Source organism: Mongoliitalea sp. (genome assembly GCF_054166905.1).
The window spans coordinates 17,369-32,571 of record NZ_JBSZCK010000034.1; the positions used below are offsets into that span (position 1 = coordinate 17,369).

Consider the following 15,203-nt stretch of genomic DNA (forward strand, 5'->3'; position numbering starts at 1 on the left):
TAGACTTATGGAGAGCAAACCTACTGAGGCTGAGTTAGAAGTTTTGGCCTTGCTGTGGCAAATGGGGAAAGCAACGGTTCGGGAAATCCATGAAAAATTAGCTGAAACCAAGGAGACAGGTTATACCACTACTTTGAAGATAATGCAAATCATGCATAGCAAAGGTATGTTGGGGAGGGACGAGGCCAATCGTACCCATGTGTATTTTCCTGCGGTAGCGCAAAAAGATACGCAGCAGACCTTGATCAAGAGTTTTGTTTCTGCTGCTTTTGCAGGTTCTTCCAAAGATTTAGTATTACAGGCGCTTGGTCAAGGTAAGCCGACCAAGGAAGAAATTGATGAAATTCGGGCATTTTTAGATCACATGGAAAAAACGAGCTAATGGAATTGTTTACTTCATTGATAGCTCCTCAAATTCAAGAGGCCTTTGGATGGATGTTGATTCATTCCATTTGGCAAATCACAGTGGTGGGATTGTTTTTTTGGGGACTTCTGTTTTTTGGAAAAAATCTTTCAGCGACAAAGAAATACCTAGCTGGTATGATTTGTATAGGATTGATTCCCTTGATGGCAGCCATCACTTTTACTTGGTACATTGACTTGACTATTGATATACCAACCGAAAATTTCACTTCCGAATTTGGTTATGAAGCTGATTTGGAATCTGTTATTATAGAAGCCCATAATCCGTCCACTATTGATAGCATCACCTATTTGGAGAAGTATGTTAGTCCTTATATTCCATTGTTGGTAAAAGGATGGCTTTTGGGTGTTTTTCTTTTCTTGTGGAGGACCTTTATGGGTTGGAGTAGCCTCAGAAATCTTCGTCAAAAGCCTGTGGAGCAATTGAATGAGCGGTGGCAAGAACTTTTCGATCGTATTTTGGAAACTGCTAAACTCAGTTCTTTGGTGGGAATCTATAGTAGCAAGTTTGTAAGAGTTCCGCTAACGTTTGGAGTACTGAAACCCATCATTCTTATTCCGTCTGCCCTGCTTTTTCAAATGAATCCAAACCAGTTGGAAGCTATCCTTATGCATGAGCTGGCGCATGTCAAGCGAAGAGATTATCTATGGAATTTTTTGCAGGTAATGACAGAAAACATCTTCTTTTTCCATCCTATTTGTTGGTGGATTACTAAGGAAATCCGAAGGCAGCGGGAATTGGCCGCTGATGAGTGGGCAATTGCCCAAGGGGTAGCTCCCCAAGAATTGGCCTTTGGTCTAGCTACTGTAGCTTCGTTTCAGCTAAATCATGCTGTCCCAGAATTTGCCATGGCCGCAAGCAAACCAAAACATCCAACCTTAGAACGCATCAAAAAATTATTGGGAGTTCAGAGCTCTCCATCTCAACCAACTACTTTAACCACACTTACCATGATCACAACCATCATTATCTCTGTTTTCCTCCTGGGAATGAATCAACCAGTCAATAGTATTCCTGCTGATTTGGAAGAAACTGTCGTAGAAGAACAACTAATTGCTCAACTACAAGAAGTTGAAGCGAGGGATACTATACCTCCCATTCAAAAGGTAATCCCTAGTTCCCCTAATGAACCTCTGACTGTACCAGCTGTGGAGGTTGCTAAGTCTAAGGCGTCAGATAAGCCTATTACAGCAGTAGCCGTTCAACGGAGGGGCTTCAACACTTACTCGGTTTCGTCTTTTGAATCTGTTAGTGCTGTACCCTTTGCGGATTTATCGGGTTTATCCGGACTTAGTGGTTTTGCCTCTTTACCTCAGGCTTCTTTTGAACCCATACCTGACTTAAACCTTAAGCCGATTACAATTCAGCCACTAAAGCCTATATCTATCCCGAGTTTCAATGGAGGGATTACATTCCCAAGTTCGGATACCACAAAAAATATTCGGAAGGTACAGAGCATTGTTATTCATAATCTGTCTGATACTTTGTTGCTGGACTCAAAAAATCTACGTGCGAAAATAGTAAAAGCAGACAGTGTGGTAGTATTTCCTTTTTACAAGTTAGACTCACTAAGCAAGGTACAGACGTTTGTTTTTGAGAACTTTCAATAGGATAGTTTATTCTTTGGGAACAAGGGTCGCAGTATACGTTTTACAATGGACTCTCTTGGGATTAAAAATCTTTTTTCAGATAGTGTAAGAGTAAACCAAAGCAGATCAAACTTCTACTTCAAAAATGCCGACAAAAACCTGATTGATATTGAAGACTTGGTGAGAAGTCTACAAGAGTCTACTCAAAAGCAGCGTGAGTTTTCTGAAATCAGAACCAAGGAATTGAAGGAGATGTTGAAGCTGAATCAGCAAAAGCTCAAAGATTGGCAAGAAGCTAATACACCGGCTTTGGAAGAGCTTCAAAAACAATTGCAAAATTGGCAAAAGGAAAATGAGCAGCAAATGAAAGAATTGCAGCAACAGATGAAACTGTTGCAGGAAGAACTGCAACAATTGCTAAAGAATCAGCAGCAATCAGGTAAGAAATAATTTGAATCTAAAAAAGAAAAGGAGGTCAATTGACCTCCTTCTGAATTTATTTAATTCACAAAACTGCCATCAGATTTGTGGAATCAATTTAACTAATAAGCCGGTAGCTTCTACTAAGGCATAAATATAGCCATCAGGGCTTTCGGATACTTGACGTACTCGACCAATACCGCTCAGTAGGGTTTCTTCGTGTGTTACTTCTGTTCCGGTTAGCTCCAATCTCGCAATCTGCATTCCTGCCAATCCAGCTACTAGCAAGTTTCCTTTCCAGGTAGGGTATTTATCGGAAGTCACCAATGCCATTCCGCAAGTAGCGATGGAAGGCACCCAATAGGTCACAGGTTGCTCCATTCCTTCTTTTTCGGTCAACTCTGTCAGAATACTGCCATCGTAATTTATGCCGTAAGAAATCACTGGCCATCCGTAATTTTTACCTTTTTCGATCAAATTCAGCTCATCACCGCCTTTTGGCCCATGTTCTACAGCCCAAAGTCTGTTATTGGCTTTGTCATAAACCATCCCTTGGATATTTCTATTCCCAATACTCCAGATAGCTCCTTTGGCATTTGGTTCATTGACAAATGGATTGTCAGCTGGGATTCTGCCATCGTCATGCAATCTAAGCACTTTACCATGATCATTATCTAGTTCTTGTGCATTCATTGGTCTAGAACCTTTATCGCCGTTAGCAAAGAACAGGTAACCATCATTGTCAAAAACAATTCTAGAGCCAAAGTGTCTTCCACCTCTCCATTCCGGTCCACAGACATAGATGTCCTCATAATCGGAGAAGTTGGTGCCGGATAGTTTGCCTCGACCGATAACCAAAACCTCTCCATCTCCCTGAGTTCGTGAGTAGGCTAAATAAATCCAGCCATTGGAAGCATAATCTGGGTGTAAAGTCACATCCAACAGACCAGCCTGATTGATTTCCCTTACTTGGGGAAGTCCACTGACTTTATCCCCTGTGAATTTGTCATTGTCAAAAATCAACATTTCCCCAGCCCGTTCTACTACCAACATGCGTCCATCAGGTAACCAAGTCATTCCCCAAGGACTGATGAAATCAGTGTATAGGGTATCTACTTTAAAGCTAAGTTTCTCTGAACTGACTGCAAATGGATCAGGTTCAGCAGTAATGGTAGGTTCTTTGTCCGCACAGGATACAGCACTGAAGCCTATCAGCCCTGCCACTAATAAAGTCAAGTATCTTCTTTTTTTCATGAGTTTGTGATTTGTTATTCAGTTTTATGTGATGCTAACCATCTGAATCAATAGGATTCAAGTGATAGTTGATCGTATTTTTTGTCGATTGGATGTCTTTTTCACTTGTAAAAGTACTGATTTTTGGGCCATTTTGTTCGAATCAATTGATAGACGGAAAGGTTTTGACCTTGAAGGCTTTTGATTTTGACTAGAGGAAAGTAACTTAGCTTCATTACAACATGGATTGCTATGCATAACCAAATCTGGATTATGAGCTCGACTTTTGATCAGCTCAACTTAGACCAAACGATTCTTAAAGCTCAAGAGGCTGGTGCTCAGGGATTGGATCTGTGTGTTTTTCGAAAAGATGGCACGAGAAATGACTTTGTTGCCACACATTTGGATTATGAAAACTTTGATACGGATGCTGCTCAAGTGATTCTGGAAAAATTCAATAGAGCCAATCTTCGGCTATCAATTGGTGCTTTTGATAATCTGATAGGAGGGGATCCTGTTCAGCGCAGATCGAATCAAAATCATCTGCTCCGCTTGATTCGTATGGCCTATTTACTCGGAGGAGATGAAAACGACGTAAAGGTAGGCACCTTCGTAGGCTACAATCATGAATTGGGCATTCAGGAAAACGGATTCGAAAAGAATTTGCTGGAATACCAAAAGGTTTTTGAGCCGATAATCCGCTATGCAGATGATTTGGGAGTGAGTATTTTGTATGAAAACTGTCCTATGGAAGGCTGGAGGTCCTCGGGTTATTGGGGTACTTTTAATAATTTGTCTGGAGTGTTGGCTGCCAGAAAGTTGATGTACGAACTAATTCCTTATAAAAATCATGGAGAAATTTATGACCCCTCCCATGATATATGGCAACATACCGATCCGCTAGCAGTGATTCAGCATACCGACATGGCTCGATTGAAGCGTATTCACGTGAAGTCAACTCGGAATATCTCCGATCCTTTTTGGGGGAATATGTACGCCATGCAACGGGTGAATCCCGATTTGGCAGCTAAAGCTGGAGTACCTATTTCAACAAATCCTTGGGATCGACACCATTATGAGGCTACTTTACCAGGATTCGGATTGGGAGATCATTTGGATTGGAGGGCTTTTGTGGAAGTCTTGCAGCAAAAGGGTTTTACGGGACCGTTTGAAATCGAAAATGAAGCTAAGCTTTCTAAGCAAACAGGTAACATGGGTGCTATCATGCAAGGAATCAAAGCTGCGGTCAATAACCTAGCCCCTTTACTGTATCCATTGACCGAAGATGGATTTGTGTATCCTAAAACTATGGTAGAACCGTTGCAAGATGTGCAGAGAAAAGATGTGCCCGTGGTGACGATGGAGGAGTTGGGGTGAGTTTAGAAGCGAGATGCGAGAGATGAGAAGCGAGAGTTTAGAAACAAGAAACAAGAGGCAAGAAGCAAGAAACAAGAACTAAAAATGAACATCATAGAGGATTGTCATTCTTTATCAAGTTGCATAAAAACGCTGTTTGAACACAGGGTATGCAAATGTTTTTAAAGCCAAAATCCCGACCTCGAAGAGGTCACATGTTAATAGCTAAATTATTTGCAGCTAGCGACATTCGACTCCGTTCGGAGTCGAACCTATTCCGAGATGTATTGTAACTATAAATATTTGATCCCGCTGGGATCGGAGACTTTGTTTAAGTATTGAAGAATTATAAAAAAAATGTCAAGAATTTTCAGGACGTTACAAAAAGTCTAATCTCTCGCTTCTCGTTTCTCGGCTCTCTTCTCTCCTTTCCACTTGTGGATCACAAAAATAACCACTCCTATTCCTGTCCAGAGGAAGGTGTCCAATATCTCTTTGGCTTGGGTGCCTGATAGAAGCCAGATGGTGGCAAGAATTCCTATAATTGCCAGGGTGTTTCCGTATCGCACTCGGAAATAATCTTTGCTAGTTTGAGTTTTTCGTAGTTTAATTAAAGAGGCACATACCAAGGCGTATAGGATCAATCTTGCAATTACGGATACGGCCAGGGAGTTCATAAATCCCCAAACAATTGCTACGAATGCCACCAAGCTCGCAAAGAATACAATGGAAATATGGGGGGTTGCAAACTTTGGATGGATTTTCCCAAAAATGGCGGGCAATTGATCTTCACCACTGAGGGCAAATGGGAGTCTCGAGCCACTCAAGATTTGTACATTTAATGTCCCCAAAATAGATATCACTGCACCAATCGTGATAAATGTTCCTCCCCAGTATCCCAGCATTTGATTGGCAGCATCTGCTAGAGGCTTTTCGGAACTTGCTAAATCGGGGAGCGTGCCTATGGAAACCACTTGGATCAAAATATAAAAACAAGCGATGATAGTAGCTGCCATCATCAATCCGAAAGGCAGATTTTTCTTAGGATTGACAATTTCACCGCTATTCACCAATCCTGCTTCAAACCCTCCAAAAGCAAATATCAAAAGCAAGGTGGATGCTGAGAAATCTGTTAAACTAGGTATTGGTCCAGGTTCTAAAAGATCCGTATCGATAAAAAAGAAACCTACAACTATAAACAAAGCCAATGGTATCAACTTCGCAACTGTCAATACATTACTCACTTTAGCAGTATTTTTCACACCAATCCAGTTGAAATAGGTGATGATGCCTGTAATCAATAGAATCATGCCTATCCTGACTTCCTCTCGTGCAAAAAAGCCCGAAAAAAAAGTGAGGTATAGAATCAGTAAATTAATCAATGTAGCATAGCTGAATAGGCGGGTCAACATCAATAGCCATCCAATAATAAAAGCGGGGATGGGTCCAAATGCTGTATGGACGTAAAGGTATGGTCCTCCTGTTTTATCAAAGCGTGAACTGACTTCGGCAAATACCAAAATCAGTACAACCATCACCAAGGCGCAGACCAAAAAAGCAGCAATGGAATACACACCTGATAATGCAAAAACCTTTGCAGGTAGGGCGAATATTCCCGCTCCGATAACAGAATTGATGATGAGGAATACTAAATCCCAGCGCTGTATGCCACGTTTGAGTGAGGTTGTCTTCTGCTCCAAGGTGATTTGTTTTTAGAGGAAATCCACGTCTACACTGAATGGATATTTCATCAGGTATTGTAGGGCTTCTTCAATTTTAAGGTCCTCAAAAAGCACCTTGTATAGGTTTTCGGTGATTGGGGCGCGCATATTGCCCTTTCCTTCCAAAAAGGCTTTCATTACTTTGATAGTATTGATGCCCTCAGCAGTTTCTTGCATGGTTTGTTCGATTGCTGTCAAACTCTCGCCCTGTGCCAATCTGTAACCAACCGTGTAGTTTCTGGAAAGGGTAGAATTGCAAGTCGTGACCAAATCACCGATTCCTGCCAAGCCAATAAAGGATTTGATGCTTCCACCAAGGGCATTTCCAAGGTAGGCCATTTCTACCATACCCCTGGATACTAAAAGCCCTTTGGCATTTTCCCCAAGACCCATACCTGCCAAAGCACCTGCAGCAATTGCAATGATATTTTTAAGCACACCTGAAAGCTCGACACCTATGATATCTGAATTTCCATAAACCTGAAATTTCTCTGATCGTAACAGCCGCTGCCCTTCCAAGATGACCTCATTGTAAGGACTGGCAATAACGGTAGCTGCCGGATGTCCTAGCATCAACTCCCTCGCAAGGTTCGGTCCAGCCAGACAACCAACACGAACGACGACGGTCTCCTGGAGAATGACTTCGCTCATCGTCAAGATGTTTTCCCGTTTGATTTTTGGTAATTGTTCCAAAGATTCCCCTGATGGTAAGGAAAGACATAAGCCTTTCGTACCATGGATAATCATGTGGTAGGGGTAGAGATGGGGCGCAAACGAGCGAATCACTGCCTGAAAACCAGAGGAAGCCACCATGAAAAACAGCACATCACAGTTTTCACAAATAAATGCTGGGTCTTGAGTAGCCTGAATGTTTGTATGAATGGATTGACCATCCACGGAATGTTGTTGGTTAATTTCATCCACCAGGTCCGTTCTTCGAACGAATGCAATGACCTGACTTTTTTCTGCAAGTATATTGGCTATGGCTGTACCAAAACTACCCATGCCCACTACGCCAATTGCTTTGGGTTTAGAAGAGTTTTTCGAGCTCATATCCATGTAATCTATTGTGATAGAAATAAAGTAAATTCATGTCTTGGGTGACGATATTACCCACTTGGTTTCGAATAAGCGGACGCTTGGCATGATACATGCCTACATTGTCTAACCCATGGGCAATAAGTAAATCCATTTCTTGCATCAAATGAGGTGCTGTATTCACTTTACCTTCGGATTTTAGTTCCAAGATTCGGTTCAGCACTTGTTCACACTTTTGTTTGAAAAGCTCATAATCCAATTCAATTTCTTCTTCCGGTAATCGAAGCAAGTTGAATAAATCAAGTTTTCTGTTTTCTGCTTTGATCATTTGAAAGGCAGTAAATGCTACCAAATGTGAGCTGAAGACCCGGTTATTTTTATGGAATTCTTCGACAATTCGATCAGCAAGACGCTTGGTATATTCTTCTTCTCTTTGTGGATCGACATTGACGTTTCCGTTGTAAGTGAAGTAGTCTTGTGTGTGGATGATTCGGCCGTTTTTGTCATAACTATTACCATCATTATCCACATAGTTGCCCATGATGTCCATTGCTTTTCCAATGGAGACAGAAATATCCGAGCCTTTGGTGAAAAATTTCACCAAGAACTTGGAGATTTTATAGGAAGTGGAAAATTCATCCGTTTCTCTATAATACCGTTCTTGTCCTGTGATTGTAAGATATTCCTGAATCAGCGAAGGAGCCTCCAATACAAAGTGATAATTGATGGTAACAGGTACAATGAATACTTTTCCGCCAACATCTGTTAATCCTTTTTGATAATTCACCCGCTGCGCTTCGATGGCAGTGCTTAGCAATCCCATTTTCAATTTTTTCTCAATCATTCCACTGCGAGAGCGCGTACCTCCCGGGAAAAACAAGCTATGCGCACCATACTGGATTGCCTCTGAAGAATAGGTTTTCAAGGTCTCCAAATACAGTAAATTCTTTTTTCTTCGGTCTACTTTATAAGCTCCAAGTGCATTCATAAAATAGGCGAAAATCTGAATATTGAAAAGGTTGAGCCCTGCACCATAAATAAATGGAGGTAGTCCCAATACCGAGATAATCCAACCGATAAGGATACTGTCCAAGTTGGAAAAATGGGTAGGGACCATCACGATGGTTCCTTTGGATGCAAGTTCCCGAATTTCGTCTGTAGCGCCGACAATTTGAATTTTGTCCTGAAGCGAATACTGATTACTAAAGAGTGATTTAAATCCTTTCACACGAGCAGCATTGAGCAATCGCCCAAAACCGAAAGTCACCATCCTTCTTGTCAGTTTGTAATGTGAGTGTACAAAGTTACTGGCAATTTCCTCTGCGTATCGGTTAGTGATTCTATCGAGTATGGTAATGTATTGCTCTTTTTTTTCTGCTTTTGATAGCGCAGTATCAGCGGATATCTGGACTAATGCGGATTTGACATCATTCCAAAAATCGTAATCGTCCTCCGGATCTACGTCCCAAGGATTTTGTTTAATCCGCTGTTTTTCCCTGTAAAGAGTTGTCTCAAGCTCCTCTTTTAGCAAATCCACCTGACCATTGGTAATTTCTAAAATGGCTTTTTTACTGGATTCTGCCACTTTTTTAACAAAATCCTTTCGGTTTTTACTCAAGCGGACAACGGGCCATTCGTCTTTTTTGGGTAAAATTGGCTCGTATTTATGTTTGATGTATTCGGTTTCCAATGCAGGATTTCTTTTTGGGTAAAAACAAAGATAGTAAAAAAATAGAAGGCTTTGAATAGAACTTTTTACCGAGAAGTTGATTTAAGTATGTGTGATAATCTTATCTGATCGTCTTAAATTCTATTTGAAAGTTGCAAATTATTGCATTACACCGAATAAATATTCCATACGCTTTTTTGACAGCGCTTTATTCCGTTGTATACTTGCATCGTTAATTTCCTATGAAAGCTGACCTGAAGCAAATACAAGCGCCCATTTCTTCTGAAATGGTGGAATTTGAGAAAAAATTCCGTGACTTTATGAAAAGTAAGGTCAAGTTATTGGATCATATTACCAATTACATCGTCAGACGTAAGGGGAAGCAGATGCGCCCTATGTTTGTGTTTTTGACTGCTGGAGTTTGTGGGGGAATTCAGGAATCCACCTACAGAGGTGCAGCTTTGATAGAATTACTTCATACAGCTACTTTGGTCCATGATGACGTGGTGGATGACGCTAACTACAGGAGAGGATTTTTTTCCGTCAATGCCTTATGGAAAAATAAGATTGCTGTATTGGTTGGTGATTATTTGTTGTCAAGAGGATTGCTCCTCTCGGTAGATCATGGGGAATTTGAGCTTCTTAGAATTGTATCCCACGCAGTAAGAGAGATGTCTGAAGGGGAGTTGTTACAAATTGCCAAAGCTCGGAAGCTAGATATCACAGAAGAAGTCTATTACACCATTATTCGACAAAAAACTGCAAGTTTGATAGCTTCTTGCTGTGCCGTAGGTGCATCTACCACTGGGGCATCCGAAGAGGTAATCGAGCGTATGCGTTTATTTGGGGAAAAAGTAGGTATGGCATTCCAAATCAAAGATGACTTATTTGATTACGGGGAAGATGAAATAGGTAAACCACTTGGTATTGATATCAAGGAAAAGAAGATGACTTTGCCTTTGATTTATGCCTTAAACCATGCGTCTTGGTTGGACAAGAAGAAAATCATTTACCTTATTCGGAATAAAAACGAGGATAAAAAAGCTGTTAATCAGGTAATTGAATTTGTAAAAAAATCAGGGGGGATGGATTATGCCTCGCAAGTGATGAATACCTATTTCCAAGAAGCCTTAGATTTATTGAAAGAGTTTCCTGAATCGGAGTACAAAACTTCATTGGAATCATTAGTTCGCTATACAATAGAAAGGAAGAAATAGTTTTTTTTCAAAAAGGTTTATCGTAAATTTATTGTCGATCAAACCTATTTTTCATGTCACACACAGATTCCCGCAGGGCAGCCGCCCGTCTGTATAGTAAATTAAAATACGGATGGGTCTGGGCTACCACCTCCTTTGCCGGTAACTTCATTCTGGCGATTATTACCACCTCATTATTCAGTAATCTTGGATACGGACAAGAGGTGAATTATGTCTTTTTCCTGGCAGTTTTGGCTGTAGGGCTTTGGGTGACCGAAGCTATTCCGCCTTTTGCTGTTGGGATATTTATTTTTACGGGAATTTTGTTGGGATTTGGGACGGATTATATCCTGGAAGATGCCAAAAAGCCTGTGGAAATGTACCTCGGGACATGGACCAGTAACGTGATTTGGCTGTTGTTGGGAGGTTTTTTTCTAGCGGAAGGGATGAGTATCGTGGGCTTGGATCGCGATCTCTTCAAGATGACCATCAAACGATTTGGTACCGAGCCCAATCGGCTTTTATTGGGCTTGATGCTGATGACCGGAGTGGCCAGTATGGTGATGTCTAATACCGCTACTACCGCTATGATGATTTCATCAATACTTCCAGTAGTACGGATGTTGGGTAAAAACTCACCTTACTCTAAAGCGCTTATGGTGGGTATTCCGGCAGCAGCTACTTTGGGAGGGATGGGTACCATTATCGGTAGTACACCGAATGCAATAGCCGTTGGTGCGCTTCAAAAAGAGGGCATCAACATTACCTTTATCGATTGGATGATTTTTGGAATTCCTTTGGCGTTTATCACTTTGTACTTGTTTTGGTGGTTTTTGAAAAAGACCCTCAAATTGGATGGAATCAAATTGGATATGTCGGAAATCACCAAGTCCCGTCCTGATAATCGCCCAAAATTTGAAAAAAATGCTGTGATTTTCACCTTGATTGTAACAGTGTCAGCCTGGTTGACCGAACCCATTCATGGTCTTCCTATTGCAGCGACTTCGGCTATTCCAATCGTATTGTTGACCATGCTGCAAGTAGTACGGGCTGAGGATGTGCGTAAATTACCCTGGGATACCCTGATGTTGGTAGCTGGTGGTTTGGCTTTGGGTATTGCGATGGTAGATGTTGGCTTGACGGATATTATCATGAAAAGTATTTCTACCTTACCAGTACCTGTATTTGCAGTGGCTGCAATTTTTGCCTTTGTTGGGGTGTCTATCTCTAATATCATGAGTAATACCGCGGCAGCATCCATCTTGGTCCCACTAGGGCTGGCATTACCGGGGATGTGGGGATTAGCTACACCTTTGATTATTGCCATTAGCTGCTCTTGTGCATTGTTACTTCCTGTTTCTACACCTTCCAATGCCATAGCATTTTCCACTGGCCTGGTAGAGCAAAAAAGTTTTAGACCTGGAGGTATTTTGATGATGCTTGTTGGTCCTGTCCTAGGTTTTGGGTTGGTATTGGTGTATGCGTTGATCTTTAAATAATCAAAAAAATAACCGCCATTGTGAAATTGAATTTGATACAATGGCGGTTTTCATTTTATTCATTCAATAACTCTTGAATAAAAGCTTCATGTTCTTCAATCCATCGTTCGTAGTAGGCACCTGTGCCGGGACCGTTGAAGCCTGTGTGGATTTTTCTGACGGTGCCTGATTTATCCAAATAGATTAAGGTAGGAAATGCAATTACTTGATTGAGGGCGGGTAGAGCTTTGGAAGCCTCTTCTTTGTTGCTGCTGCCTGCGATTAGGAAGGTATAGTTTGCTTCTAGTCGTTCAATTGATTTTTTGACACGCTCGCTTGCATAAGCAAAATCTGCTTTGCTTTCAAAAGCCAATCCGATAATCTCAATTCCCTTATCCTTATTTCGCTCATACCAAGGGGCTAAAAAGCGAGTCTCATCCACGCAATTTGGACACCAAGTACCAAATAATTGGATAAGTACTACTTTGTCTTGGAATTTAGGGTCATTGGAAGAAACCATCGTTCCGTTGACATCAGGAAATTCAAATTCTATGCGGTCGTAACCTTCTTTGAGATAGTTCATGCTGTAGGCATCGGGCAATTCAAATGTCTCATTTCGAACGGCAGTAAAGGTTTCCCTGTAGCGTGGACCGCTTCTGAATGTTCCTAATAATTTACCTTCTTCCGATACCGTAGCTTGGAATAAAAATGCATGACTTCCATCAAAGGTGCTTAAGAGCATTTCATTTCCTGAAACATTTCCCTCCAAAAATCTATAATCACCAAGTGGGGTAAGAAATGTCCCGCTGATTCGGTTGCCATTTTGCTGAAATAAACCGATAGCATCGTATCCGTCTCCATCTGCTTTGCTGAATCTGACCTTCCACCTACCCGAAAAATCGACCGAAGGCTCAGTAGTGACAGAAAATCTACTGCTAAATCCCTTTGATCCTTGCACAGGGATGAAGTAATCAGGCACAAAGTTTTTGATAAACCCTCCACTGATGGCATCATCGTTTTCCAGTTTTAATTTAAGCACACTGTCAAAGACGCCCATGGGAATGAAAATAGAGTCCTCTTTGATTAAGATCTCATCAAAATGGTGGATGTCCCGATCATTTTTGATAAATACCTCCCACTTTTCTCCACTTTCCTGAAAGATAAGTTGGAATGGAATAACATCTGGACTGATGACCAATTCCATACGCCAATCTCCAGATAGTTCTAAGGTGGATTTCTCGTTGGTTTGACAACTGAAAAGAACCCAACTTAGCAATAAGCCTACAAACACTTGATTTTTCATAGCTATTTGAAATAAAGCAGCCCAAAATTACTTCAATGTTTCCCAATCATCCTAGCAAACTAATAGGAATTATATGGAAGGTGTCCACCATATTTTGTGAAAACTTCTCTAAAACTTAAAAAAAAGTGGGAAATTCTCCCACTTTTCCCCCACTTTTAAACAGTCGGTTAAAAAGTCTCTTTAACCCCCTGATTTTGATTCAAAAAATGCGTTTTTTGATTTTTTGATTAGGTTTTTTTAGCTTAACTAAAAGCCTCAAGCAACTGATACTCAAGTTAAATTATTGAGATTTTTTCGAAAAAAAATTGGGATATCTGAAACTTTTGAATAGTTTTATAAAAAAGTGGAGAAAAGTGGGGTAAAGTGGTGGATTGTGTGAAACCTTTTCTTACTTTTGTGATTACAGCAAACTCAAGATAAGCCCATGGGAATGTTCAACAGTAAGTATGATGTCAAGATCGACGCAAAAGGTCGTCTGGCATTGCCTGCCAAAATAAAGGCGGCAATTCCGGAGTCCAATGGCGGCGAACTCATCTTACGTTATGGTGACGATGGCTGTCTTGCGTTATACACTCAAGTCAAGTTCAAGAAACTTTTACACCAAGTTGAATCCCTATCGGATAGAGATCCTATTCAGCGAAAAATCAAGAGAAGTTTTTTTGAAAGCATGACTGAGGTGGAATTAGATAGCGCCGGTCGTATTTTGATTCCAAAGCCATTTTTACAGTGGTCTGGAATAGACAAAGACGCTGTGGTTTGCGGTGTCAATGGACTAATTGAGATCTGGAGTCCGGAAAAATACCAAGATAACACCTTGGACCCTGCAGAGCTCTCAAAAATGATGGATCAATACCTTTCATAAATTTATAATGACAATTAGAGATTACCATATCCCCGTAATGCTAACTCCTTGCATTGAAGGCTTGGCTATAGACCCTAATGGAGTCTATGTGGACTTGACTTTTGGTGGGGGTGGTCATTCCAAGGAAATCCTGAAGCACTTGGATAAAGGGCATCTCTACGGTTTTGACCAAGATACAGATGCAGAAGCAAATGTGCCTGATGATAGCCGGTTCACCTTTGTGCAAGCTAATTTCAGAGACTTTAAAAAATATCTAAAACTGTACGGTGTGAAGCAGGTGGATGGGATTCTAGCTGATCTGGGGATCAGTTCTCATCAGATTGATGAGCCAAGTCGTGGGTTTTCCACCCGTTTTGATGGAGCTCTTGATATGCGCATGAGCAGTGATCTTGAACTTACGGCAGGAAAAGTATTGAATACGTACGAAGAAGGTCAATTACATAAGATTTTTGGGATTTATGGAGAAGTGAAGAATGCAAAGACGCTTGCACAGGCAGTTGTGTCACGCAGAGCGATGAAGACTTTTGATACGACAGCAGATTTTAAAGAATTCTTACAAAAGTTTGCCCCAAGAGGGAAAGAATTTAAATACTTCGCACAGGTATTTCAGGCATTGAGAATTGAGGTGAATGATGAAATGGGTGCTTTGGAAGAGATGCTGTTGCAGACGGTGGAGGTATTGAAGCCCGAAGGAAGATTGGTAATCATGAGCTATCATTCCTTGGAAGATCGCTTAGTGAAAAATTTCATCAATAAAGGAAAATTTCAGGGAGAGTTGGAAAAGGATTTCTATGGAAACCCAATCAAGCCTTTGGATTCGGTAGTTCGTAAGGCTATCGTAGCGGATGCGGAAGAAATCGCTCGGAATAACCGTGCGAGAAGTGCCAAATTGAGAATTGCCAAAAAAAACTGAG

General features: G+C 41.1%; 13 protein-coding genes. 8 read left to right on the plus strand and 5 right to left on the minus strand.

Features of this window, described 5'->3' with window-relative positions; all coding sequences use genetic code 11:
• Positions 1-7 precede the first annotated feature (7 nt).
• From ACXIUD_RS12580 to ACXIUD_RS12590, 3 genes are read left to right on the plus strand one after another with little or no spacing between them, the layout of a single operon-like run.
• Positions 8-382, plus strand: a complete 375-nt coding sequence (locus ACXIUD_RS12580; protein WP_458052998.1) for a BlaI/MecI/CopY family transcriptional regulator — start codon at positions 8-10, stop codon at positions 380-382.
• Entirely contained in the window at positions 382-2,034 is a 1,653-nt protein-coding gene (locus ACXIUD_RS12585) for a M56 family metallopeptidase (protein ID WP_458052999.1), read from the plus strand. Before ACXIUD_RS12580 ends, ACXIUD_RS12585 begins: the two co-directional genes overlap by 1 nt.
• 45 nt (positions 2,035-2,079) lie before the next feature.
• Entirely contained in the window at positions 2,080-2,463 is a 384-nt protein-coding gene (locus tag ACXIUD_RS12590; RefSeq protein WP_458053000.1) for a hypothetical protein, read from the plus strand.
• A 69-nt stretch (positions 2,464-2,532) separates the two neighbouring features.
• Here the strand turns inward: ACXIUD_RS12590 and ACXIUD_RS12595 are convergent, their stop codons facing one another.
• Positions 2,533-3,687: a PQQ-dependent sugar dehydrogenase gene (locus tag ACXIUD_RS12595; protein WP_458053001.1), complete on the minus strand. Its 1,155-nt coding sequence runs from the start codon at positions 3,685-3,687 to the stop codon at positions 2,533-2,535.
• Positions 3,688-3,918: 231 nt separating this feature from the next.
• Between ACXIUD_RS12595 and ACXIUD_RS12600 the strand changes: the two genes are divergently transcribed.
• A complete protein-coding gene (locus ACXIUD_RS12600) occupies positions 3,919-5,043 on the plus strand; it encodes a sugar phosphate isomerase/epimerase family protein (protein WP_458053002.1) in 1,125 nt (374 codons plus the stop codon).
• A 368-nt stretch (positions 5,044-5,411) separates the two neighbouring features.
• On the opposite strand, the gene ACXIUD_RS12605 is transcribed toward ACXIUD_RS12600, so the two are convergent.
• The 3 genes from ACXIUD_RS12605 to ACXIUD_RS12615 are packed head-to-tail and all read right to left on the minus strand — an operon-like array spanning position 5,412 to position 9,471.
• Positions 5,412-6,722: an APC family permease gene (locus ACXIUD_RS12605; RefSeq protein ID WP_458053003.1), complete on the minus strand. Its 1,311-nt coding sequence runs from the start codon at positions 6,720-6,722 to the stop codon at positions 5,412-5,414.
• 12 nt (positions 6,723-6,734) lie between these two features.
• Positions 6,735-7,796: an NAD(P)H-dependent glycerol-3-phosphate dehydrogenase gene (locus tag ACXIUD_RS12610; RefSeq protein WP_458053004.1), complete on the minus strand. Its 1,062-nt coding sequence runs from the start codon at positions 7,794-7,796 to the stop codon at positions 6,735-6,737.
• Positions 7,774-9,471, minus strand: a complete 1,698-nt coding sequence (locus ACXIUD_RS12615; protein ID WP_458053005.1) for a 1-acyl-sn-glycerol-3-phosphate acyltransferase — start codon at positions 9,469-9,471, stop codon at positions 7,774-7,776. Before ACXIUD_RS12615 ends, ACXIUD_RS12610 begins: the two co-directional genes overlap by 23 nt.
• Positions 9,472-9,692: 221 nt before the next feature.
• Here ACXIUD_RS12615 and ACXIUD_RS12620 point away from each other — a divergent pair, with 221 nt between their 5' ends.
• Positions 9,693-10,667, plus strand: coding sequence for a polyprenyl synthetase family protein (locus ACXIUD_RS12620; RefSeq protein WP_458053006.1), 975 nt, complete (start codon positions 9,693-9,695; stop codon positions 10,665-10,667).
• Between the two features lie 53 nt (positions 10,668-10,720).
• On the plus strand, positions 10,721-12,145 hold the full coding sequence (locus tag ACXIUD_RS12625; protein WP_458053007.1) for an SLC13 family permease: 1,425 nt from the start codon (positions 10,721-10,723) through the stop codon (positions 12,143-12,145).
• 55 nt (positions 12,146-12,200) lie between these two features.
• Here ACXIUD_RS12625 and ACXIUD_RS12630 read toward each other — a convergent pair whose 3' ends face one another.
• Positions 12,201-13,427 carry a peroxiredoxin family protein gene (locus ACXIUD_RS12630; RefSeq protein ID WP_458053008.1) on the minus strand — a complete coding sequence of 409 codons (1,227 nt, stop codon included), beginning with the start codon at positions 13,425-13,427 and terminating at the stop codon, positions 12,201-12,203.
• A 430-nt stretch (positions 13,428-13,857) separates the two neighbouring features.
• Here ACXIUD_RS12630 and mraZ point away from each other — a divergent pair, with 430 nt between their 5' ends.
• Together mraZ and rsmH are read left to right on the plus strand one after the other, a co-directional pair.
• Positions 13,858-14,289, plus strand: coding sequence for a division/cell wall cluster transcriptional repressor MraZ (gene mraZ, locus ACXIUD_RS12635; RefSeq protein WP_458053009.1), 432 nt, complete (start codon positions 13,858-13,860; stop codon positions 14,287-14,289).
• Positions 14,290-14,296: 7 nt separating this feature from the next.
• A complete protein-coding gene (gene rsmH / locus ACXIUD_RS12640; protein ID WP_458053010.1) occupies positions 14,297-15,202 on the plus strand; it encodes a 16S rRNA (cytosine(1402)-N(4))-methyltransferase RsmH in 906 nt (301 codons plus the stop codon).
• Position 15,203 lies beyond the last annotated feature (1 nt).

Excerpts from the sequence above, each read along its gene's own strand:
- ACXIUD_RS12580 (WP_458052998.1), top strand. The coding sequence starts at position 8 with ATGGAGAGCAAACCTACTGAGGCTGAGTTAGAAGTTTTGGCCTTGCTG.
- ACXIUD_RS12585 (WP_458052999.1), top strand. The coding sequence starts at position 382 with ATGGAATTGTTTACTTCATTGATAGCTCCTCAAATTCAAGAGGCCTTT.
- ACXIUD_RS12590 (WP_458053000.1), top strand. The coding sequence starts at position 2,080 with ATGGACTCTCTTGGGATTAAAAATCTTTTTTCAGATAGTGTAAGAGTA.
- ACXIUD_RS12595 (WP_458053001.1), bottom strand. The coding sequence starts at position 3,687 with ATGAAAAAAAGAAGATACTTGACTTTATTAGTGGCAGGGCTGATAGGC.
- ACXIUD_RS12600 (WP_458053002.1), top strand. The coding sequence starts at position 3,919 with ATGCATAACCAAATCTGGATTATGAGCTCGACTTTTGATCAGCTCAAC.
- ACXIUD_RS12610 (WP_458053004.1), bottom strand. The coding sequence starts at position 7,796 with ATGAGCTCGAAAAACTCTTCTAAACCCAAAGCAATTGGCGTAGTGGGC.
- ACXIUD_RS12620 (WP_458053006.1), top strand. The coding sequence starts at position 9,693 with ATGAAAGCTGACCTGAAGCAAATACAAGCGCCCATTTCTTCTGAAATG.
- ACXIUD_RS12625 (WP_458053007.1), top strand. The coding sequence starts at position 10,721 with ATGTCACACACAGATTCCCGCAGGGCAGCCGCCCGTCTGTATAGTAAA.
- ACXIUD_RS12630 (WP_458053008.1), bottom strand. The coding sequence starts at position 13,427 with ATGAAAAATCAAGTGTTTGTAGGCTTATTGCTAAGTTGGGTTCTTTTC.
- mraZ (WP_458053009.1), top strand. The coding sequence starts at position 13,858 with ATGTTCAACAGTAAGTATGATGTCAAGATCGACGCAAAAGGTCGTCTG.
- rsmH (WP_458053010.1), top strand. The coding sequence starts at position 14,297 with ATGACAATTAGAGATTACCATATCCCCGTAATGCTAACTCCTTGCATT.